The organism is Streptosporangium sp. NBC_01810 (assembly GCF_035917355.1).
Taxonomy (GTDB): Bacteria; Actinomycetota; Actinomycetes; order Streptosporangiales; family Streptosporangiaceae; genus Streptosporangium.
This window is the reverse complement of record NZ_CP109070.1, coordinates 5,545,067-5,565,289: the sequence shown is the minus strand read 5'-3', so window position 1 is coordinate 5,565,289 and position 20,223 is coordinate 5,545,067. Positions and strand designations below refer to the sequence as shown.

Sequence of the window (20,223 nt, the reverse complement as noted above, 5' to 3'; positions counted from 1 at the left end):
TCTGGAAATCCGGCCGCCGAAGAAGCACTGAAGAAGTTCGAATGATCTGACAGCAAGTACGTGACGCCCTCTCGGGGGCGCTTGACGAATATGTCCACGGGGTCACGTGACCATCGGTCACGTGACCCTTTTTCGGTTGCGCGACCAGGTATAAGACATAGTCCAACACAGGGTGTCGTATCGTTGTCGCGCCGATCACTACCACCTCCTGAACACGGGACGTATGTCCATCACCGACTCCCAGCGCCCCCACCGTCCCCACCACACGGTCACCGCGATCGTCGTCTCCCACGACGGCTCCCGCTGGCTGGGGGAGACCCTGGAAGCCCTGCTCCGGCAGACCCGTCCCGCGGACCGGGTCGTCGGGGTCGACAACGGCAGCAGGGACGGCAGCGCCGCGCTGCTGACCGGAGCTCTCGGCTCCAGGGCCGTACTCACCCTGCCGCGCTCGACCGGTTTCGGTGAGGCCGTCGCCGAGGTGCTCGACAGGCTCGGTCCCGGTGGGGGGCAGGAGTGGATCTGGCTGCTGCACGACGACTGCGCGCCGGACGTCCACGCCCTGCGGATCCTGCTGGAGGCCGCCGAGGCGGATCCCAAGGCGGTGGTGCTCGGCCCCATGCTGCGGGACTGGCTGGACCGGCGGATCCTGTTGGAGGTCGGCGTCACCGTCGACCGCACCGGCCGCAGGAACACCGAGCTGGAGGCCCGCGAGTTCGACCAGGGGCAGTACGACGGGATCAGGGACGTGCTCTCGGTCTCCACCGCGGGCATGCTGATCCGCAGGGACGTCTGGGACGAGGTCGGCGGCCTCGACCCCGCTCTGCCGCTCTTCCGTGACGACCTCGACCTGTGCTGGCGGGTCAGGGCCGCCGGATACCGCGTGCAGAACGTCACCCGGGCGGTCGCCTGGCACGCCGAGGCCGCCGCCAGACGGCGTCGCCGCATCACTGCCAGCGGTGACCACCCCCGCCGCCTGGACCGGCGTAACGCCCTCTTCGTCGTCATGGCGAACCTGCCGCTGAGGCCGCTGCTGTGGGCGCTGGTACGTAACGCGTTCGGGTCGATCTTCCGCACGCTGCTGTTCCTCGTGGCCAAGCAGCCCGCCAACGCGCTGGACGAGTTTCTCGCGTTCGGCTCGGTGTTCGGCCATCCCATTCGGATGGTCAAGGCTCGGCGGGCACGGGCCAAGGGGCGCAGGCAGGGGTACGCGGCGATCAGCCGGTTGCTCACCCCGCCCGGTGCCGGCTATCGGCGGCTCGTCGACCGGGCCCAGAACTACCTGGCCGGGGGCGGGTTCGTGGAGTCCGCGGGGCGCCACCACGCGATGGCCGCCTCGCCGCACTCGCAGGAGGACGGCGAGGAGCTGCTCACCGACGCCGGCATGACGCAGCGCCTCTTCGGTAACCCGGGTGTCCTGCTCTTCCTGGCGCTCGCGGCGGTCACGCTGGTCGCCGAGCGCGCCCTGACCGGCGGCGCCAGGCTGGGCGGCGGCGCGCTCGTCCCGGTGATCGGCGGGGCCTCCGACCTGTGGGATCTCTACCTCGAGAGCCGCCACCAGACGGGCCTGGGCACCGACGCGTGGGCTCCGCCGTACGTGGCGGTGCTGGCCGTGCTCTCCACTGTGCTGTTCGGCAAGACGTGGCTCGCGGTCTCGCTGCTGCTGCTCGGCTGCGTGCCGCTGGCGGGGATCTCCGCGTACGCGGCCACCCGGTCGATGATCCCGGGCCACTGGACCCGGGTCTGGCTGGCCTCCTCCTACGCCCTCCTGCCGGTGGCCACCGGCGCGGTCGCCGCAGGCCGGCTCGGCACCGCGGTGGTCTTCGTGCTGCTTCCCGTCTACGCGGCGCTCGCCACCACGGTGCTCACCGGGGAACGGCGCCGTGCCCGCCGCGCAGCCTGGGGGCTGGGGCTCCTGCTGGCCGTCGGCACCGCCTTCGCCCCGCTGGTCTACCCGCTGACCGCGATCCTCGGCGCGCTGGCGGCACTGGCCTTCCCGCGCAGGGGCGTCGCCGTCTCGATGCTCGTGGCGTTCACCGTGCCCGTGGTCCTGCTGTTCCCCTGGCTGGCCCAGATGGTCGCGGATCCCAGGCGGCTGCTACTGGAGGCCGGGCTGCACCAGCCCGCGCTGGTCGACCCCGGACTGCCCGCGCTGTCGTTGCTGCTGCTCAGCCCGGGCGGCCCCGGCATGCCGCCACTCTGGGTGACCGGTGGCCTCATCGCCGCCTGCCTGTTCGCGCTGCTGATGCGCCGCAACCGGATGGTCATCGCGGTCGGCTGGGGCGTCGCCCTCTTCGGGGTGCTGGTGGCCATCCTGGTCAGCAGGACCCCCGTCACCTCGGTCAACGGCGACGTCGAGGCCCCCGCGTGGCCGGGCGTGCCACTGGCCTTCGCGGCCACCGGCATGCTCGTGGTGGCCGCGCTCACCTCCGACCGGGTCGTGGAGTTCCGGGCGGCCGGCGGGCTGCGCAGGCTCGCCGCGCTCGGGGTCGTGCTGGTCGCGTTCTCCACGCCGCTGCTCGCCGCGGGCATGTGGATCGTCGAGGGCGTGGACGGCCCGATCCGCGGAACCGTACGCGATGTCATGCCCGCCCTCGCGGCGGACAACTCCGCCGGTGGCGAGCGGACCCTGCTGCTGCGCACCTCGCCGAACGGCCTGCTCTTCACGGTGCTGCGCGGGCGCACCCCGGTGATCGGCGAGGCCGACATCCCCACGCCCGAGGGTCCCAGGGAGCGGGTCCGCATCGCCGCGGCCGGGCTGGTGTCCGGCAGGGGCGGTGACGACGCCCGGGTGCTGGCGGCCCACGGCGTCCGGTTCGTCGTGGTGACCGCGCCCGTCGACGCGGAGGTCAGCGCCGCCCTCGACTCACAGCCCTCGCTGGCGAGGATGAGCCTGTCCCGCTCGGTCGGCGTGTGGCGGCTGACCCAGCCGATCGCCGTTCCCGTCACCCCGCCCGGCGACCCCTGGCACAGCCGCTGGCTCTGGATCCAGGCCGCGCTGGTGCTGGTCGTCTCGGTCCTGGCAGCGCCCGGCTCGCGTACCGAGCCCGACCAGCCCGCCGCACCACAGGACCTGCCCGATTCCCGTAGAGAGCTGGCCGGCCGGTGAAATCCCTGATCGAGAATCGGTTCAGCCTGCTGGTGCTGGTCCTGGTGGCCCTGCTCGCCCTGTACGGGGTGGCCTCCGCCACCCAGCCGCAGGCGGTCGCCACCCCCGCGCCACAGGTTCAGAAGGTCCCGGTCGCCTCGGTGACGACGGTCTGCCCGTCGCCGGGCGACACCTCGGTCGGCGTGGTGGCCCCGCCGGGCAGCCGGGAGCAGGGGGTCGCGGCCCTCGTCACCGGCGACAAGACCCTCGCCACCCTCGACACCCCCGGCCGTCTCTGGCACGAGAAGGTCCCCGCCTCGTCACCGCCCCTTGTCATCACGGCCACCGGGAGCATGGCGGCGGGGCTGGAGGTGGCGCAGACCCGCGGGGAGAAGTCGGGCAGGCAGCGGGGGCTGGCCGGGGTGCGCTGCACCGAGCCGGTGGCGAGCACCTGGCTGGTCGGCCCGGGGCCGGCCGCGGCCGACGTCACGCTCTACCTGACCAACGCCGACCTCGCCCCAGCCATCGCGGAGATCATGGTCTACTCGGGCGAGGGGCCCGTGGTGGCCGACAGCGGCGGAGTGCTCACCCTGAAACCCGGTGCGAGCCGTGCGGTCAAGGTCGTGGATCTCGCGCCCTCGGCACTCGTCCTGGCGATCCAGGTGCGCACCAGCTCCGGGCGGGTCACCGCCGCGGCCAGGGCGATCATGAACGGCGGGCGCGGCGTCGACTGGTTGCCGGCCTCCACGGCCCCCGCCACCCGCGTCGTCGTGCCGGGCATCCCCGGCGGCGGCGGGAAACGTGAGCTGCTCGTCGCCTCCGACGCCGAGGCCGACACGCTGGTCGAGGTCAGGGCACTCACCCCCGACGGGACGTACGCGCTCAAGGGCAGCGAGTTCGTCGAGGTGCCCGCCGGTTCCGTCGCCACCCTCGATGTGTCCACCGGGGTCGGCGGCCAGCCGTCCGCGCTGGTGCTCACCTCGGAAACCCCGATCGTCGCGGGGCTCGTCGCCACGGGTACCGGCGCGAAGGTCGACGTGGCCTTCACCGCCGGGGCGGATCCCGTCGATCTGGGAAGCGTCGTCGCCGACAACCGGACGGGAGGCAAGGCGACCTCCCGGCTGCTGCTGACCGCGCCGGACACGGCGGGCAAGGTGAGCGTGCAGGTGGTTCCGCGCAAGGGCGAGCCGCACGAGCCGTTCCAGGTGGACATCTCCGCCTCGCGTACCAAGCAGGTCAAGCTGCCCAAGGTGGACGGGGTCTTCGCGGTGGTCGTGCAGCCGCTGCCCGGCTCGGGGCCGGTCTACGGCGGGCGCGTCATGGACGAGCGGCGGAAGGGCGGGCCGGCGCTGACCGTGCAGCCACTGGCCGCCGCCCGGATGTGGGCGCTGATCCCGCCGATCGCCGAGTCCGCCGCGACGGTCCTGCCCTGAGACCCCGCTCCGAGGCGTGGCGTTGCGGGTCGCGGCAGGCAGATCGTGGCAGGCAGGTCGCGACCGGTGAGACGGGTGGCCGGGGGCGCTGGGACGGTGGATCAGTCGTGGTCGTCGAAGCCGGGGTCGATCGATTCAGGAGAGAGCCCGAGAAGACCCGCGACCTGCTCGACCACCGCCTCGTGCACCATCGCGCCCAGGTGGTCACGGTCGCGGGACCGGCTCTCCAGGGGGCGACGGTAAATGATCACAACGGCCGGGTGACTCCCGTCGGCGGGCTCGGCCCGCCCGAACGGGATCGGCTCGCCGGTCAGCAGCCCGGGGCCGTCGCCCAGCTCGCTGACCGGAGGGACCTCCTCGACCGCGAACTCCACGGCCGCCAGCTGCTTGGCCCAGCGGGGCTTGAGCCGGTCGACGGCGTCCAGGACGAGATCGTCGAACCGCTCGCTGCGGGACTTGGCGATCGGCACGTGCGAGGGCGCGAGCGGACCGCGCAGGCCGCGGCCGTGCCTGTCGCGTCTGCGAGGAGAACGAGGTCTGCCGGGTGCCGGGCTCACGGCCCCAGCTTAGACGTGACCCGAGCGGGGGCGGGAGTGCCGATGACGGAAGGTGGCGTACCGGTTACGTGGGCGAGATAGGTCGCACGGCGGGGGTGCGGAGGACGGAAGGTGGCGTACCGGGTATGCGAGCGAGATAGGTCGCATGGCGGGGGTGCGGAGGACGGAAGGTGGCGTACCGGGTATGCGAGCGAGATAGGTCGCATGGCGGGGGTGCGGAGGACGGAAGGTGGCGTACCGGTTACGTGGGCGAGATAGGTCGCATGGCGGGGGTGCGGAGGACGGAAGGTGGCGTACCGGTTACGTGGGCGAGATAGGTCGCACGGCGGGAGTGCGGAGGAGGGGCGTAGCCATACAGGCGGGTGGAAGCCGGGACACGTGTCCGAATTGTGGCGACACGCTCGTTAAGAGCGCTCAGATAGTGGCGCCCCGGACGCTTACCGGATACGGTCCCACCGTGAGCCCCGTCCGCCGCTGTTCCCGCACCGCGTGCAGTCAGCCTGCCGTTTTCACGCTCACGTACGTCTACGCCGATTCGACCGCTGTTCTCGGGCCCTTGGCTACGTACGCCGAGCCGCACTGCTACGACCTGTGTGCCGAGCACGCCGAGCGGCTCACCGCCCCCCGCGGCTGGGAGGTGGTCCGCCTGCCGACCGACGGCGCCACACCGAGTACGGACGACCTGGAGGCCCTCGCCAACGCGGTCCGCGAGGCCGCCAGACCCGCCCCCAGCGGCGGTACCGAGCCGGTCGGCCAGGGCGTCGAGGTCGGACGCCGAGGTCATCTGCGGGTGCTTCGCTCCGCTCAGCCCCAGCGCGACCGCTGACCCTGCCGGGCACTGCCCAGTGGGTCCTTGGCGCGGTGAGGCGCCGTTTGACCGGCCGCTGTGGGCAAAAGATCCAGGGGACAGGGCCTAGGCTGGAGGCAGCGGACACGACGCAAAGGGCGGAGCTGAAGTGGGCGACCTTGTCAAGATCTTCAAAGCGTACGACGTTCGTGGCGTCGTGCCGGACGAGCTCGACGAGGAGACCGCCGAGGCGGTCGGCGCGGCCTTCGTGGAAGTGACCGGGGCCGGGACCGTCGTGGTGGCACATGACATGCGCGAGTCGTCGGCGCCCCTGGCGGCGGCCTTCACCAGGGGGGCCACCTCGCGGGGGGCCGACGTGATCTGCGCGGGGCTGGGGTCCACGGACCTGCTCTACTACGCGAGCGGCAGTCTCGGCCTGCCCGGGGTGATGTTCACGGCCAGCCACAACCCGGCCCGCTACAACGGCATGAAGATGTGCAGGGCCGGCGCGGTGCCGGTCGGCGGCGACACCGGACTCGTCGAGATCCGTGACCGGGCCACCGCGATCCTGGCGTCGGGCGCTCTCGGCGGCGAGGGGGGCGGGACGCTCTCCGAGCGCGACCTGCTGCGCGGCTACGCCGACCACCTGCGCGGCCTGGTCGATCTTTCCGGCATCCGGCCGCTGCGGGTCGTGGTCGACGCCGGGAACGGGATGGGCGGGTACACGGTCCCGACCGTGTTCGAGGGGCTGCCCATCGAGCTGACCGCCCTCTACTTCGAGCTCGACGGCACCTTCCCCAACCACGAGGCCAACCCCATCGAGCCGGACAACCTGCGCGACCTGCAGAAGGCGGTGCTCGATGTGGGCGCCGACATCGGGCTGGCCTTCGACGGCGACGCCGACCGCTGCTGGGTCGTCGACGAGCGAGGCGAATCGGTCTCCCCGTCCACGATCACCGCGCTGGTCGCCGCCCGCGAACTGGGTAAGCACCCCGGCGCTGTGATCATCCATAACCTGATCACCTCCATGGGCGTTCCGGAGATCGTCGCCGAGCACGGTGGCCGGCCGGTCCGTACCCGGGTGGGTCACTCGTTCATCAAGGCCGAGATGGCCGAGACCGGCGCGGTCTTCGGCGGCGAGCACTCCGCCCACTACTACTTCGGGGACTTCTGGTTCGCCGACTCCGGCATGCTGGCCGCGCTGCACGTGCTGGCCGCGCTGGGCGAGCAGGAGAAGCCGCTCTCGGAGATCCTGACCGAATACACCCGCTATGCGGCCTCCGGAGAGATCAACAGTACGGTCGCCGACCAGGCAGCGGCGACGGAGCGGGTTCGCGAGACGTTCGCGGCCCGCGACGGCGTTACCTTCGACGAGCTGGACGGCCTGACCGTCTCCGGCTCAGGATGGTGGTTCAACCTCCGTCCGTCCAACACCGAGCCGCTGCTCAGGCTGAACGCCGAGGCGGCAGACGAGATGCAGATGGCAGCGATCAGGGACGAGGTCCTTGCTGTCGTGAGGAGCTGAACGAGTGAAGATCGACGACTGGTTGCTGGAGATCCTGGCCTGCCCCAAGTGCAAGTCTCCCCTGCGAGCCGAGCCCGAGGTGGACGAGCTGTTCTGCACCTCCGCCTCCTGTGGCCTGGTCTACCCGGTCCGGGACGACATCCCGGTCCTGCTGGTCGACGAGGCCCGGAAGTCGTGAATTGGGAGCCCGATCTGCTCGACGATCGGAAACGGCTGGCCGAGTATGACCCGTCGGACATGCTGCGGGCGGTGGCCGACTCGGCCGCGCAGGTCCGTACCTCTCACCGGGCTGCCATGGAGTCCGGCCTGTCCTCGCTCGCGAGGGACGGCCGGCCCCGGGCGGTCGTGGTCGCCGGTGTGGGCGCTTCGGGCATCGCCGGTGACATTCTCAACGTGGTGTGCGGTCACGGTGCCCCGCTGCCGATCGTGACGGTCAGGTCCTACCGGCTGCCCGGCTGGATCGGCGCGACCGACCTGGTGATCGCGGTGTCGCGCTCGGGCAGGACCGAGGAGACGCTCACGGTGGCCGCCGAGGCCGTCCGCCGCGGTTGCCGCCTGCTCGCCGTCGGCGCACCCGATTCGCCGCTCCACGCGATCGCCAGGCAGGCGGGGGCGCCGTTCGTGCCCGTCACGGACGGCGGCCGGCCGCGTGCCGAGGTGTGGGCGCTATCGGTTCCGCTGGTCGTCGCCGCCGCCGAGCTCGGCCTGGTCGAGGAGGCGGATGAGCAGGTGTTCGAGGGGGTGGCCAAGCGCCTTGAGGACCTCGCACACCGCTGCCGTCCGACGAGCGAGTCGTTCATCAATCCGGGCAAGTCGCTCGCGATGGAGATCGCCGAGACCGTGCCGATGATCTGGGGGTCCTCCCCGGTGGCGGCCGTCGCGGCCCACTGGTGGGCCTGTCAGCTCAATACGAACGGTAAATATCCGGCGATGTGGGGAGAACTCCCCGAGGTCGACCACAACCAGGTGGTCGCCCTCGACGGCCCGCTCGCCCACCGCGACATCTTCGCCGACGAGAGCGGCAGGTCGCTCCGGCTGTTCGTGCTGCGCGACGTGGAGGAGCACCCCCGGGTCGTACGGCACCGGGAGGCGTCGGTGCGCCTGGCGGAGAGCCGCGGTGTTCCGGTCACACAGATCGTCGCCGAGGGGGAGCACCCGCTGGAGCGGCTCGCCGCGCTGATCGCACTCGGAGACTTCGCAAGTACGTACCTCGCTCTCGGGTACGGGATCGATCCGACCCCTGTGTCGGCGATCACAGAAGTCAAGGCGAGGATTTCGCAATAGGATCATGTCTCGTCTTTACCGGAGCAAATGAGCTGAGCGGAGGCTGCCGTGAGCGCGGGCGGCGGTACCAAGGCAATCATCGCGGCATTGGCCGCCAACCTGGCGATCGCGGTGGCCAAATTCGTGGCGGCCTTCTTCACGGGGTCGTCATCCATGCTGGCCGAGGGGGTCCACTCGGTGGCCGACTCGGGTAATCAGGCGTTGCTGCTGCTAGGCGGGAAGCGCGCGCAGCGCGCGCGCACGCCGCAGCACCCGTTCGGGTACGGCCGGGAACGCTACTTCTACGCGTTCGTGGTCGCGGTCGTGCTGTTCACCATCGGCGCGGTGTTCTCGCTCTACGAGGGCTGGCACAAGATCTCCGCTCCTGAGGAGCTCAAGTCCCCGATCTGGGCCTTCGGCGTGCTGATCTTCGCGATCATCGCCGAGTCGTTCTCGTTCAGGACGGCGATCATCGAGTCCAACCACGTCCGGGGAGACCAGTCGTGGGTGCAGTTCATCCGCCGCTCCAAGTCGCCCGAGCTGCCGGTGATCGTGCTTGAGGACCTGGGCGCGCTGCTCGGCCTGATCTTCGCGCTCTTCGGCGTGACGATGGCCGTGGTGACCGGCGACCCCGTCTGGGACGGCATCGGCACCCTGATGATCGGTGTCCTGCTCGCCGTCATCGCGGTCGTGCTGGCGATCGAGACCAAGTCGCTGCTGATCGGCGAGGGCGCGGGCCCCGAGGTCGAGGTGCGCATCGCGCAGGCCCTGGAGAGCGCTCCCGAGGTGACCCGGGTCATCCATATGCGCACGCTCCACCTGGGCCCGGAGGAGATCCTGGTCGCCGCCAAGATCGCGGTGGCGCACGACGACACGGCCGCGGATGTGGCCAGGGGCATCGACGAGGCCGAGCAGCGCATCCGCGACGCCGTCCCCGAGGCCCGGGTCATCTACCTGGAGCCCGACCTGGACAGAGCCGGCGTCAACGGCTCAGTCTGAGCCTCACCGGGTGGTCCGGGGCTGTGACAGGCTCCGGACCACCTCCCGGGAGGATCAGCCGAGCTGCTGACCCAACTGATCGACGGCCGCGGTCAGCACCTGGTCGATGACCTCGGTGATCTCGGACCAGCGCGCGTCGGGTGTGTCGCTGAAGACCAGTGTCACGCTGTCGTCCGGCGTCGGATGGCAGACCCAGACCGGTCCCGGGGGCTCCGTCCTCTCGGGCTCCCCGGGTGGTGACACGGCGGCCGAGACGGTGAAGACGAGGGCTCCCGTCTCCGCAGCCCCGGCCTTGATGATGGCGGTGTCGAAATGCAGCACGTATTCCATGATCTCGATATAGAGCTGTCCCCACCAGACGCCTTCGGTCAGGTTGGGCCGGAATCCCGCACCGCTCGCCATGCTCCGAAAGTGGTCTCTCCTGAGGAGAGAGCGCTGATTCGGTGGCTGAGCCTGCTCGACGAGAACGAGTGTCTCCGGGGCGATGGCCGAGAAGGCGTCACGCAGGGCGTCCCCCTGCTTTCGCAGGTAATGGATGATTTTGGTCTGAAGTGAGTCGGCCAGGTGGACGGCGGGAACCGCGCGGTTCGTGACGTCCTTGGAAAGATTCGCCCGGAGCCGGTCGACGTGCGCGCGTGCCACCTCCGCCGCCCCGCTCGCGGCCTCCCGGAGCACGGCGGGAGCCTCCAACTCGAACCGAAGCGCGCTGATCTCCAGCCGGGCGAAGAGCCGGACCAAAGGCGCCAGGTCGCCATCGTTCGCCTGGTCCAGCGCGTCGATGTATCTGGCCCGCTGGGATCGATCCACGACAAGGGGGGCGTAGTCGTCCCGCAGGAGAACCAGCAGGGTCAGAGCTCGGGCGACCCTGCCGTTGCCGTCCTCGAAAGGATGAACGCAGATGAAGCGGTGATGCAGCCACGCGGCCTTGACGATGGGGTGGACCCGCTCCATTGTCCGGTAGAGCGTGATCAGATGGTCCATCTGGGCCTGCACGTGCTCCGGCGGGGTGTACTCCAACAACGTGCCGTCTGGACGCATGACGTGGTTGGGGTGCTTCTTCCACTCTCCGTGCCGAAGGGGAGCGTCGAATGTACGGCCCAATGTGTCGGTGGCGCCGTAGACGTTCTGCCTTCGGGCGATGGCCTGGTGCAACTCTCTCACGAAGTGCACGCTCAGGTCCCTGCCTCCCCTGGCGGCGTCGGCGAGGAATTCCAGGGCGTCGTACTGCGAGCGGATGACCGCGAGCGTGTCATCGCTGATGCCGCCCTCTCTGGCGGCCACCTCCTGCGTCAGCCCTTCTGCGACCAGAGCGAGTGTCACACCCCAGTCGACGTCGTAGAGACGCTCGATGATGCCGGTCTCGATGGCGTGCCTGCGCAGGCTGCGGCGTCGAGCCTGACGGAACTCCTCTTCCGGGGCATGCTTCAGCCAGTCCTTCCAGGCGCCCTTCAGAGCGTCGGCCGACGCGAGGATCGCCGCGACGCCACCGTTGAGCTCTGGAAGGGCTTCGACCTCTCGCCAACGCATACGGTCGAGGATAGGGCTCGGCGGGGACAACGAGCCGTGCTTCGTGCCCCTTGGAGGGAATGGGATGCGCGGCGTCACCGCTGGGTGCGGTGCTGGAGCAGTCGCAGCGCCTTCTCCTTCTCGAAGTCCAGGGCCCTGCGGGGTGCCTGGAGCCGGCCGATCCGCAGCCCCAGGTCCCGTACGGCCTGGGCGACCGCGGGCTCGCTCAGCGTTCGCAGCGCGAAGGCCAGCTCGGCGGGGGAGATGTCGAACCGTTTCTCCAGCTCGACGCCCTGAGCGACGGCGGAGAGCTCCTCGGGGCCGAACCGCCGGTGCGCGCCCTGGCCCCTGATCTCCGGGAGCAGGCCGAGCGCCTCGCGGTAGCGGAGCATCCGGGGGGACATGCCCAGTCTCCTGGCGGCCTCGGTGATCCGCATCGCCGCCCCTCTCTGAGGATTTCCGGGAAATCTTACATTCTTGTGTCAGGTTACCCGCTCAGTGGGTGCGCGGAGTCTCTCCAGCCGCCTAAACTCGCAATCGTCGACTTTTCCGGTGGAGCGGTGAGCCCGGCCCGAGAGCGAAGCACGGTCGCGAGACGAGCGCGATCGGCGAGGGTGTGAGGCAGCGGCCGCCCATCAACCAGAGGGGTAACCACACATGGACTTCAAGGTCGCCGACCTTTCCCTTGCGGCCTTCGGGCGCAAGGAGATCCAGCTCGCCGAGCACGAGATGCCGGGTCTGATGACCGTCCGCGAGGAGTACGCCCAGGCCCGGCCGCTGGCCGGTGCGAAGATCATGGGCTCGCTGCACATGACCATCCAGACCGCCGTGCTCATCGAGACCCTGGTCGCGCTCGGTGCGGAGGTTCGCTGGGTCAGCTGCAACATCTTCTCCACCCAGGACCACGCCGCCGCCGCCGTGGTCGTCGGCCCCGAAGGCACCCCCGAGGACCCCAAGGGTGTCCCGGTCTTCGCCTGGAAGGGCGAGACCCTCGAGGAGTACTGGTGGTGCACCGAGCAGGCCTTGGCATGGCCCGGCGGTGACGGCCCCAACATGATCCTCGACGACGGCGGCGACGCCACCCTGCTCGTCCACAAGGGTGCCGAGTACGAGAAGGCCGGCGCCGTGCCCAGCGCGGGAGAGGACGACCCGGAGGAGTGGGGCATCATCCTCGACCTGCTCCGCCGCACGGTCACCGACGAGGGCCACTGGACCCAGGTCGCCTCGCGCATCAAGGGTGTCACCGAGGAGACCACCACCGGTGTGCACCGCCTGTACGAGATGTTCAAGGCCGGCACGCTGCTCTTCCCGGCGATCAACGTCAACGACTCGGTGACCAAGTCCAAGTTCGACAACAAGTACGGCTGCCGGCACTCGGTGCTCGACGGCCTCAACCGTGCAGCCGACGTGCTGATCGGCGGCAAGGTGGCGGTCATCGCCGGCTACGGTGACGTCGGCAAGGGCTGCGCCGAGGCGCTCAAGGGCCAGGGGGCCCGGGTCATCGTCACCGAGATCGACCCGATCTGCGCGCTTCAGGCCGCCATGGATGGTTTCCAGGTCACCACGCTGGACGAGGTCGTCGGCCTCGCCGACATCTTCGTCACCACGACCGGCAACTTCAACATCATCACGGCCGACCACATGGCCCAGATGAAGCACAACGCGATCGTGTCCAACATCGGTCACTTCGACAACGAGATCGACATGGCCGGCCTGGCCAGGATTCCCGGCATCGAGAAGACCGAGATCAAGCCACAGGTCCACACCTGGCGCTTCCCCGACGGCAAGCAGATCATCGTGCTCGCCGAGGGACGCCTGATGAACCTGGGCTGCGCCACCGGCCACCCCTCGTTCGTCATGTCCAACTCCTTCACCAACCAGGTGATCGCGCAGATCGAGCTGTTCACCAAGACCGACGAATACCCGATCGGCGTCTACGTGCTGCCCAAGCACCTGGACGAGAAGGTCGCCCGCCTCCACCTCGACGCCCTGGGGGTGAAGCTCACCAAGCTCACCAAGGCCCAGGCCGAATACATCGGCGTGGACGTCGAGGGTCCCTACAAGCCCGAGCACTACCGTTACTGATACCTGCGGCTGAGGTTCATCGGGCCCCCGCGGCTTCGCGGGGGCCTTCGGGCGATCTGGCGGGCGATCTGGCGGGCAATGTGGGGAGGGACGTGGACGGCGCTCTGGTGGCCGCGGGTGAGCGGAGGATCGGGTGGGCGGCGCGGGCGATGCCGGTGCTCACCGCCCTCGGCGAGCGGTTCGCCGCCGAGCGGCCGCTGGAAGGGTTGCGGATCGCCGCGTGCCTGCACGTCACCGCCGAGACCGCCGTGCTCATGGGCACGCTCAGGGCGGGCGGGGCCGAGATCGCCCTGGCCGCGTCGAACCCCCTGTCCACCCAGGACGACGTCGCCGAGGCGCTCCGTGACTACGGCGTCGTCGTGCACGCGCGGGCGGGGGTTACCAGGGACGTCTACTACCGCCACATCCACCAGGCGCTCGACATCGTCCCCGACATCGTCCTGGACGACGGCTGCGACCTGGTCAACATCCTGCACACCGAGCGGACCGAACTGCTGGAGACGGTGTCCGGGGGGTGCGAGGAGACCACCACCGGCATCATCCGGCTCCGCCAGATGGCCGCGGAGAAGGCCCTGAGGTTCCCCGTGGTGGCGGTCAACGACACGCGGACGAAGCGGATGTTCGACAACCGGTACGGCACCGGCCAGTCGACCATGGACGGCATCATGCGCGCCACGAACACCCTGCTCGCGGGTAAGACCGTGGTGGTCGCCGGCTTCGGCTACTGCGGCCGGGGCGTCGCCGAACGGGCCAGGGGCCTGGGCGCGCGGGTGGTGGTGACCGAGATCGACCCCGTCAAGGCGTTGGACGCCCTGCTGCAGGGCTACGACGTGCGGTCGATGGCGGCGGCCGCCCGCGCCGGAGACGTGTTCGTCACGGTCACGGGCAACCGCGACGTGATCAGGGGCGAGCACCTGGTGGAGATGAAGGACGGCGCGATCCTGGCCAACGCCGGACACTTCGACGTCGAGATCGACGTCCGTGCCCTGGACGACCTGGCACAGGCGGTCCACCGGGGGGTACGTCCCAACACCGATGAGTACGTTCTCGCGGACGGTCGCAGGATCCTGCTGCTCGCCGAGGGCCGTCTGGTGAACCTGACGGCCGCGGAGGGGCATCCCGCCGCGGTCATGGACATGTCCTTCTCCGCGCAGGCGCTCTCGGTGGCGTGGCTGGCCCGCGAGCGGGCGCGGCTGGAGCCGGGGGTCTACGACGTGCCGGGGGAGGTCGACGTGGAGGTGGCGCGGCTCAAGCTGGCCGCGGCCGGGATCGAGGTGGACGAGCTCACCCCCGAGCAGGAGGAGTATCTCCATTCGTGGCGGCTCGGCTCGTAGTCACGCCCGCGATCCACGCGTCGACCTGAACGGGCGAGCAGGCCGCACAGGGGAGGAGTCTCCTCGTGCATGACTCTGTCGCCCTCCTCGCGACCTGGGTGCCCCGCATCGGCCGGCGGAGTCGTTCCCGAGCCGGCGGAGTCGTTCCCGAAGGGAAGCGGTTCAGCGCCCGGCCTGCATCTCCCGCATCCTGCGGATCTCGGCGCTCTGGGTGACCGAGACGTCGTTGGCCAGCTCCTCGATCCGCACGTGTGAGCCGGAGGTCAGGACCTGCTCGGACATCGTGATGGCGCCCTGGTGGTGCGCGGTCATGAGCTGGAGGAAGAGCCGGTCGAAATCCTTGCCCGAGGCGGCCTTGAGCGCCTCCATCTGCTCCGGCGTGGCCATGCCGGGCATGTCGCCGTGCCCGGCGTGGTGTTCGGGAACCCGCTGACCCTGCTGCTGGAGCCAAGAGGTCATGTACTGGATCTCCGGCCCCTGCGCGTCCTTGATCCGGGAGGCCAGGCCCTTCAGCTTGGTGTGCTCGGACCGGGTCGGGGCCAGGGAGGACATGTCGAGAGCCTGACGGTGATGAACGATCATGTCCTGGACGTACTTCACGTCGGCCGCGTTGGCGGTGGGCAGGGGCACGAGCGTGGCGGCCTCGCTCGGGTCGACGGTCCTGGCGACCTCACCCGGCCTGCCCGGGGCGATCACCGGCGCCGAGGCCGAGGCCTGGGACTGGGCGCCGGCCTGGGGGGCCGCGGCCGGTTCCGGCTCCGAGGTGCACGCGCTGAGAGACAGCGCGGCGATCACGGCGATGAGCGCGACGCGCACCCGGCCTCCTTGGTGAATGTCCATTGACGTCCTTCAACGGCTTGAGAGCCTGGGGTTTTTAAGCCCCCGACCTGCCGGTTCACAGGTCGGGCACGCCCGAAGCCTCCTCGCCTGGACACGGCACGTCCTACCTCGTTTTTGAATGCCATGTCCAACGTGGCTGTCGCGGAACACCCCAACCTTAATGGGTCGGGCTGATACGACTAGAGGGGCCCCGCACCGAAATTGCAGGGTATTTCGGTCTGTATGTCCAGTGCCGCAAGACCGTAACCCCTGTCGGGGCGGTCCGTAAAGGCGGCATATCGAAAACAGTTGCTGACACAGTGATGGCTTGCCTGACCGACCACACAGGATGAACGATTTAGGCATTTATGCACCCTTTATTGGTGCAGGTAGCTAGGAGGTTCAGCGAGTGTTCACCCCCTCTGGGAAGGGCCTGACCGGCCGTTTCCTGTTCGTGGCCGGAGTCGCCGTCGCCACGGTGCTGGCCGCGGTACCCGCGCAGGCCGCCGACATTCCGGCGCCGGGCGAGATCGCCAAGAGCGCGAACATCGAGCACGTCCTCAACGTGCCCAAGCCCGCCCCCCTGACGGACATCAACACCGACATGGCGTTCCAGGGCAACTACGCCTTCGTCGGTAACTACAGCGGCTTCTCGATCTACGACATCAAGAAGCCGAGCAAGACCTCGGTGGTCAGCTCGGTCGTCTGCCCCGGCGGCCAGATGGACCTGTCGGTCTACGGCAACCTGCTCTTCGCCGCGGTCGACTCCTCCCGCAACAACGACTCCTGCAGCAGCGTCGGCCAGAGTGCCGCGAACAAGGACTCGTGGGAGGGCGTCCGGATCTTCGACGTCAGCGACAAGAAGAACCCCAAGTACGTCAAGGCGGTCGAGACCAACTGTGGCTCGCACACCCTGACGCTGGTTCCGGGCAAGGGCAGGGACAAGAAGAACGTCTACGTCTACGTCTCCTCCTACAGTCCGAGCGCGTCGTTCCCGGACTGCCAGCCGCCGCACGACAAGATCTCGATCATCAAGGTACCGGTGAAGAACCCGGCGTCCGCCGCGGTCGTCGCCACGCCGGTCCTGTTCCCGGACGGTGGTAACCCCGGCGAGAGCCAGCCGTACCCCTACCGCACCTCGGCGACGAGCGGCTGCCACGACATCACCGCCTACCCGGAGAAGAACGTCGCGGCCGGCGCCTGCATGGGCGAGGGCGTCCTGATGGACATCTCCAACCCGGTCGACCCGAAGGTCACCGCCACGGTCCGTGACGACGAGAACTTCGCGTTCTGGCACTCGGCGACCTTCAACAACGAGGGCACCAAGGTCATCTTCACCGACGAGCTCGGCGGCGGCAGTGCGGCCACCTGCAACGAGGCGATCGGCCCGAACCGCGGCGCCAACGCCTACTACGACATCGAGGACGGCCAGTTCGCCTTCAAGGGTTACTTCAAGATTTCCCGCCACCAGGACGACACCGAGAACTGTGTCGCGCACAACGGCTCGCTGATCCCGGTCAAGGGCAAGGACCTCATGGTCCAGGCCTGGTACCAGGGTGGCATCTCGGTCGTGGACTTCACCGACTCGGCCAACGCCAAGGAGATCGCCTTCTTCGAGCGTGGCCCCGACAGCGCCCACAGGCTCAGCGGTGGCTTCTGGTCGGCGTACTACTACGACGGCCACATCTACGGCAGCGACTTCAACCTTGGTCTTGACGTTCTGAAGATCAATGACCGGCGCACGGGCAAGGCCGACAAGGTCAAGTTCGGCGACCTGAACGCACAGACCCAGGCCTCCTACCACGAGGGTGGCCGCGGCCACGACCACGACGACCACGACGACGACCGCGACGACGACGACGATGACGATGACGATGACCGCGACAACGGCCGCGATCACTGACCTTTGATGTGATGGTCACCGGGCGCCCGACGGGCGCCCGGTGACCATCACCCGTGACGGGGTGGAGTGCCGGGGCGAATCGAAAAAAGGAGGTAGACCGTAAACTTTTCTGGGTCCTCAGTAAAGGGTTTGAATCACATTTTATTGTGACAAAGTCATGCTTTGTTGGCCTGGGTGTCAGTGCGGATGGTTTGCTAATTTATGCATGCCTTATGTCCGTTCCAAGGAGGCACCCGAGTGTTCACTCCACGAAGGACCGTCAGGGCATTGGTCATGGCGGCGACGGCCGCCGCGATGCTGATGACCACGATCTCCGCGCAGGCCGCCGACATTCCCCCGCCCGGTGAGGTCGTCACCAGCCCAAACGTGACGCATGTGGCCACCCTGCCCAAGCTCCCCGGCCTTGAGGCCACCGTCAACAGCGACATCGCCTTCCAAGGCGACTACGCCTACGTCGGCAACTACGGTGGTTTCTCGATCTACGACATCAGGAACCCGAAGCGGGCCAAGCTGGTCAGCGGCGTGCTGTGCCCCGGTTCCCAGATGGACGTCTCCGTCTACGGCGACCTGTTGTTCAGCGCGGTCGACAACTCCCGCAGCGACGACTCGTGCAACAGCGTCGGTCAGGGCGCCGACATCAAGGAGTCGTGGGAAGGGGTTCGGATCTTCGACGTCAGTGACAAGAAGAACCCCAAGTACATCAAGGCGGTGGAAACCGCCTGTGGCTCGCACACCCTGACGCTGGTTCCCGGCAAGGGCAGGGACAAGAAGAACGTCTATCTCTACGTCTCCTCCTACGCCCCGAGCGAGTCGTTCCCAGACTGCCGGCCGCCGCACGACAAGATCTCGATCATCAAGGTGCCGCTGCGCAAGCCGACCGACGCGGCCGTGGTCAGCACGCCGGTCGTCTTCCCCGACGGCGGCAACGAGACGCAGCCCGGCCTGCTGCGCCCGACCAGTGGCTGCCACGACATCACCGTCTACGCGGAGAAGGACATCGCGGCCGGAGCCTGCATGGGGGACGGCGTCCTGTTCGACATCTCCGACCGGGAGAACCCGGTGGTCACCGCGCGGACCACCGACCCGAACTTCGCGTTCTGGCACTCGGCGACGTTCAACAACAAGGGCACCAAGGTCATCTTCACCGACGAGCTCGGCGGCGGTGGCGCGGCCACCTGCAACGAGACTGTCGGCCCGAACCGCGGCGCCGACGCCATCTACGACATCGTCCGCGGCAAGCTGGTCTTCAGGAGCTACTTCAAGATCGGCCGCTACCAGGCCGACACGGAGAACTGTGTCGCGCACAACGGCTCGCTGATCCCGGTCAAGGGCAAGGACATCCTGGTCCAGGCCTGGTACCAGGGCGGCGTCTCCTTCGTGGACTTCACCGACTCGGCCCGCCCGCAGGAGTTCGGCTTCTTCGAGCGCGGCCCCGAGCCAAGTGGCGGAGGCGGCGGCATCTGGTCGGCGTACTACTACAACGGCTATGTCTACGCCAGCGACTTCTACCGGGGCCTGGAGGTCATCAAGATCGACGACCGCCGTACCGACCCGGCCAGGAACGTTCACCTGGACCGGCTGAACGTGCAGACCCAGGCCTCCTACCGGGGAGGGCACTGACCGCGCCCTGAGGCCGGTCGACAGTGAGAGACCGGTGGCGAGTTCGCGGGTCTCGTGACAGGAGGGATGGCGGGTCTCCCGCCATCCCTCCTCGGCTGCCGGGCACCCGTGGCACCGCGTGCCGGGCGAGAAGGTCAGGCGGGAGGGACGAAACCACCCGGTGTGGGGCCGGGCGCCTGCTCGGCGTGCCGGGCTGCGGGCGGCGGGGGTGCCGGGTATGGCGACCCGGCCGGGGGCGGGAGCGGGATCTGCGGCTGTGCGGGCCGGTAGGCGGGCTGGGCGTAGGGCTCGGGAGCGGACCCGGGAGGTGCGTACGGCCGGCCTCCGCCTCCGGGAGGCGGGTAGGGCTGGGTGCCCGGGCCCGGCTGGGGTGGTGGCACGGGCGGGTAGGGCTGGGTGCCCGGGCCCGGCTGGGGTGGTGGCACGGGCGGGTGGGACTGGGGCGAGGCATGGCCGGGCCACTGCTGGGCGGCCCACCCCGTGCCGATCTGCTGCGCCAGACGAGCCTGCTCGCGGCGCCGGCGCTCGGCCAGGACTGCGGTCAGGTAGGCGAACGGCGGCACGCCGGGTGGGGCGGGCGGGGAGACGAAGGCCGACATCTCGGTGGCGATGCGCACTCCCATACCGTGCTGCACGGCGGGGGCCAGGTCGTGCCAGCGCATGAGGTACTGCCTCGCGGTGGCCGCGACCTGCTCGGGTAGCCGTGACAGCTCCAGCGTCGCCGCCCAGGGGGCGAGCTGCGGCGGCATGTCCAGCGGTGGCCCGTACTGCCGCGGAGCGCGCTCGGAGATCACGATGGTGCCGGAGAAGACGTCGCCGAGCCGCTTGCCCTTCTCCGAGATCAGCGAGCTGATCAGCGCGGGGGCGCCGCTGAGCATCCAGAGCTCCAGGACCCCGGCCAGCCCGCGGAACAGGGCCTGCCGGAACCGTTCGGGACCGCCGTCGTCGCTGACGACCCGGAGTCCGAGGGCGAGCTTGCCCAGACTGCGCCCGCGCGTGAGCGTCTCGAACGCCACCGGGTATCCCACGATCACGAGCACGGTGAGCACGATGTAGACCATCGTCGTCAGCGCCGGGTCGCTCAGCAGGGCCAGGCTGCCGACCAGCAGGGAGACGCCCAGCAGCGTCAGGACCTGGACGGTCATGTCGATCAGCAGCGCCGCGGCCCTGCTCGGGAGCTGGGCGACGCGGACCTCGACGACCACGGCCTCGCCGGTTACGACATCGGACACACTCAGACCTTACCTTCGACCTGGATTTTCGAACGGCTCGGACATCGTCCCCCGGGGCGGTACGGATCCGAAATG

General features: G+C 69.3%; 16 protein-coding genes. 11 read left to right on the top strand and 5 right to left on the bottom strand.

Features of this window, described 5'->3' with window-relative positions:
* The first annotated feature begins 223 nt into the window (after positions 1–223).
* Positions 224–3,106, top strand: a complete 2,883-nt coding sequence (locus tag OIE13_RS24575; protein WP_326636130.1) for a glycosyltransferase family 2 protein — start codon at positions 224–226, stop codon at positions 3,104–3,106.
* Positions 3,103–4,518 (top strand): DUF5719 family protein, encoded by a 1,416-nt coding sequence (locus tag OIE13_RS24570; RefSeq protein WP_326636131.1) that lies wholly within the window; start codon positions 3,103–3,105, stop codon positions 4,516–4,518. The genes OIE13_RS24575 and OIE13_RS24570 overlap by 4 nt, the downstream gene beginning before the upstream one ends.
* 101 nt (positions 4,519–4,619) lie before the next feature.
* Here the strand turns inward: OIE13_RS24570 and OIE13_RS24565 are convergent, their stop codons facing one another.
* The gene (locus tag OIE13_RS24565; RefSeq protein ID WP_326636133.1) at positions 4,620–5,075 is read right to left on the bottom strand and encodes a metallopeptidase family protein; all 456 of its coding nucleotides are present in this window, start codon (positions 5,073–5,075) and stop codon (positions 4,620–4,622) included.
* Positions 5,076–5,532: 457 nt separating this feature from the next.
* Between OIE13_RS24565 and OIE13_RS24560 the strand changes: the two genes are divergently transcribed.
* The 5 genes from OIE13_RS24560 to OIE13_RS24540 all read left to right on the top strand — a co-directional run bounded on the left by OIE13_RS24560 (position 5,533) and on the right by OIE13_RS24540 (position 9,649).
* Positions 5,533–5,901 carry a DUF3499 domain-containing protein gene (locus OIE13_RS24560; RefSeq protein ID WP_030907363.1) on the top strand — a complete coding sequence of 123 codons (369 nt, stop codon included), beginning with the start codon at positions 5,533–5,535 and terminating at the stop codon, positions 5,899–5,901.
* Between the two features lie 130 nt (positions 5,902–6,031).
* A complete protein-coding gene (locus tag OIE13_RS24555; protein WP_326636136.1) occupies positions 6,032–7,387 on the top strand; it encodes a phosphomannomutase/phosphoglucomutase in 1,356 nt (451 codons plus the stop codon).
* A 4-nt stretch (positions 7,388–7,391) separates the two neighbouring features.
* Positions 7,392–7,565 carry a Trm112 family protein gene (locus OIE13_RS24550; protein ID WP_326828812.1) on the top strand — a complete coding sequence of 58 codons (174 nt, stop codon included), beginning with the start codon at positions 7,392–7,394 and terminating at the stop codon, positions 7,563–7,565.
* A complete protein-coding gene (locus OIE13_RS24545; RefSeq protein ID WP_326636140.1) occupies positions 7,562–8,671 on the top strand; it encodes an SIS domain-containing protein in 1,110 nt (369 codons plus the stop codon). Before OIE13_RS24550 ends, OIE13_RS24545 begins: the two co-directional genes overlap by 4 nt.
* A gap of 48 nt (positions 8,672–8,719) precedes the next feature.
* Positions 8,720–9,649, top strand: a complete 930-nt coding sequence (locus OIE13_RS24540; protein ID WP_326636142.1) for a cation diffusion facilitator family transporter — start codon at positions 8,720–8,722, stop codon at positions 9,647–9,649.
* A 54-nt stretch (positions 9,650–9,703) separates the two neighbouring features.
* Here OIE13_RS24540 and OIE13_RS24535 read toward each other — a convergent pair whose 3' ends face one another.
* Positions 9,704–11,176, bottom strand: a complete 1,473-nt coding sequence (locus OIE13_RS24535) for a Fic family protein (protein WP_326636144.1) — start codon at positions 11,174–11,176, stop codon at positions 9,704–9,706.
* Between the two features lie 74 nt (positions 11,177–11,250).
* On the bottom strand, positions 11,251–11,592 hold the full coding sequence (locus OIE13_RS24530; protein WP_326636146.1) for a MerR family DNA-binding transcriptional regulator: 342 nt from the start codon (positions 11,590–11,592) through the stop codon (positions 11,251–11,253).
* A gap of 220 nt (positions 11,593–11,812) precedes the next feature.
* Between OIE13_RS24530 and ahcY the strand changes: the two genes are divergently transcribed.
* Both ahcY and OIE13_RS24520 read left to right on the top strand, forming a co-directional pair.
* Entirely contained in the window at positions 11,813–13,240 is a 1,428-nt protein-coding gene (gene ahcY / locus OIE13_RS24525) for an adenosylhomocysteinase (RefSeq protein ID WP_326636148.1), read from the top strand.
* 92 nt (positions 13,241–13,332) lie between these two features.
* Entirely contained in the window at positions 13,333–14,574 is a 1,242-nt protein-coding gene (locus tag OIE13_RS24520) for an adenosylhomocysteinase (RefSeq protein WP_326636151.1), read from the top strand.
* 162 nt (positions 14,575–14,736) lie between these two features.
* On the opposite strand, the gene OIE13_RS24515 is transcribed toward OIE13_RS24520, so the two are convergent.
* Complete coding sequence (locus OIE13_RS24515) at positions 14,737–15,390, bottom strand: DUF305 domain-containing protein (RefSeq protein ID WP_326636153.1); 654 nt, start codon at positions 15,388–15,390, stop codon at positions 14,737–14,739.
* Positions 15,391–15,802: 412 nt separating this feature from the next.
* On the opposite strand from OIE13_RS24515, the gene OIE13_RS24510 reads away from it, so the two are divergent.
* A complete protein-coding gene (locus OIE13_RS24510; RefSeq protein WP_326828811.1) occupies positions 15,803–17,296 on the top strand; it encodes an LVIVD repeat-containing protein in 1,494 nt (497 codons plus the stop codon).
* A 237-nt stretch (positions 17,297–17,533) separates the two neighbouring features.
* Positions 17,534–18,916: an LVIVD repeat-containing protein gene (locus tag OIE13_RS24505; RefSeq protein ID WP_326828810.1), complete on the top strand. Its 1,383-nt coding sequence runs from the start codon at positions 17,534–17,536 to the stop codon at positions 18,914–18,916.
* A 134-nt stretch (positions 18,917–19,050) separates the two neighbouring features.
* On the opposite strand, the gene OIE13_RS24500 is transcribed toward OIE13_RS24505, so the two are convergent.
* Positions 19,051–20,148, bottom strand: coding sequence for an RDD family protein (locus OIE13_RS24500; protein WP_326828809.1), 1,098 nt, complete (start codon positions 20,146–20,148; stop codon positions 19,051–19,053).
* Positions 20,149–20,223 lie beyond the last annotated feature (75 nt).

Coding starts and splice junctions, on each gene's coding strand:
- OIE13_RS24530 (WP_326636146.1), bottom strand. CDS start 11,592: ATGCGGATCACCGAGGCCGCCAGGAGACTGGGCATGTCCCCCCGGATG.
- OIE13_RS24535 (WP_326636144.1), bottom strand. CDS start 11,176: ATGCGTTGGCGAGAGGTCGAAGCCCTTCCAGAGCTCAACGGTGGCGTC.
- ahcY (WP_326636148.1), top strand. CDS start 11,813: ATGGACTTCAAGGTCGCCGACCTTTCCCTTGCGGCCTTCGGGCGCAAG.
- OIE13_RS24575 (WP_326636130.1), top strand. CDS start 224: ATGTCCATCACCGACTCCCAGCGCCCCCACCGTCCCCACCACACGGTC.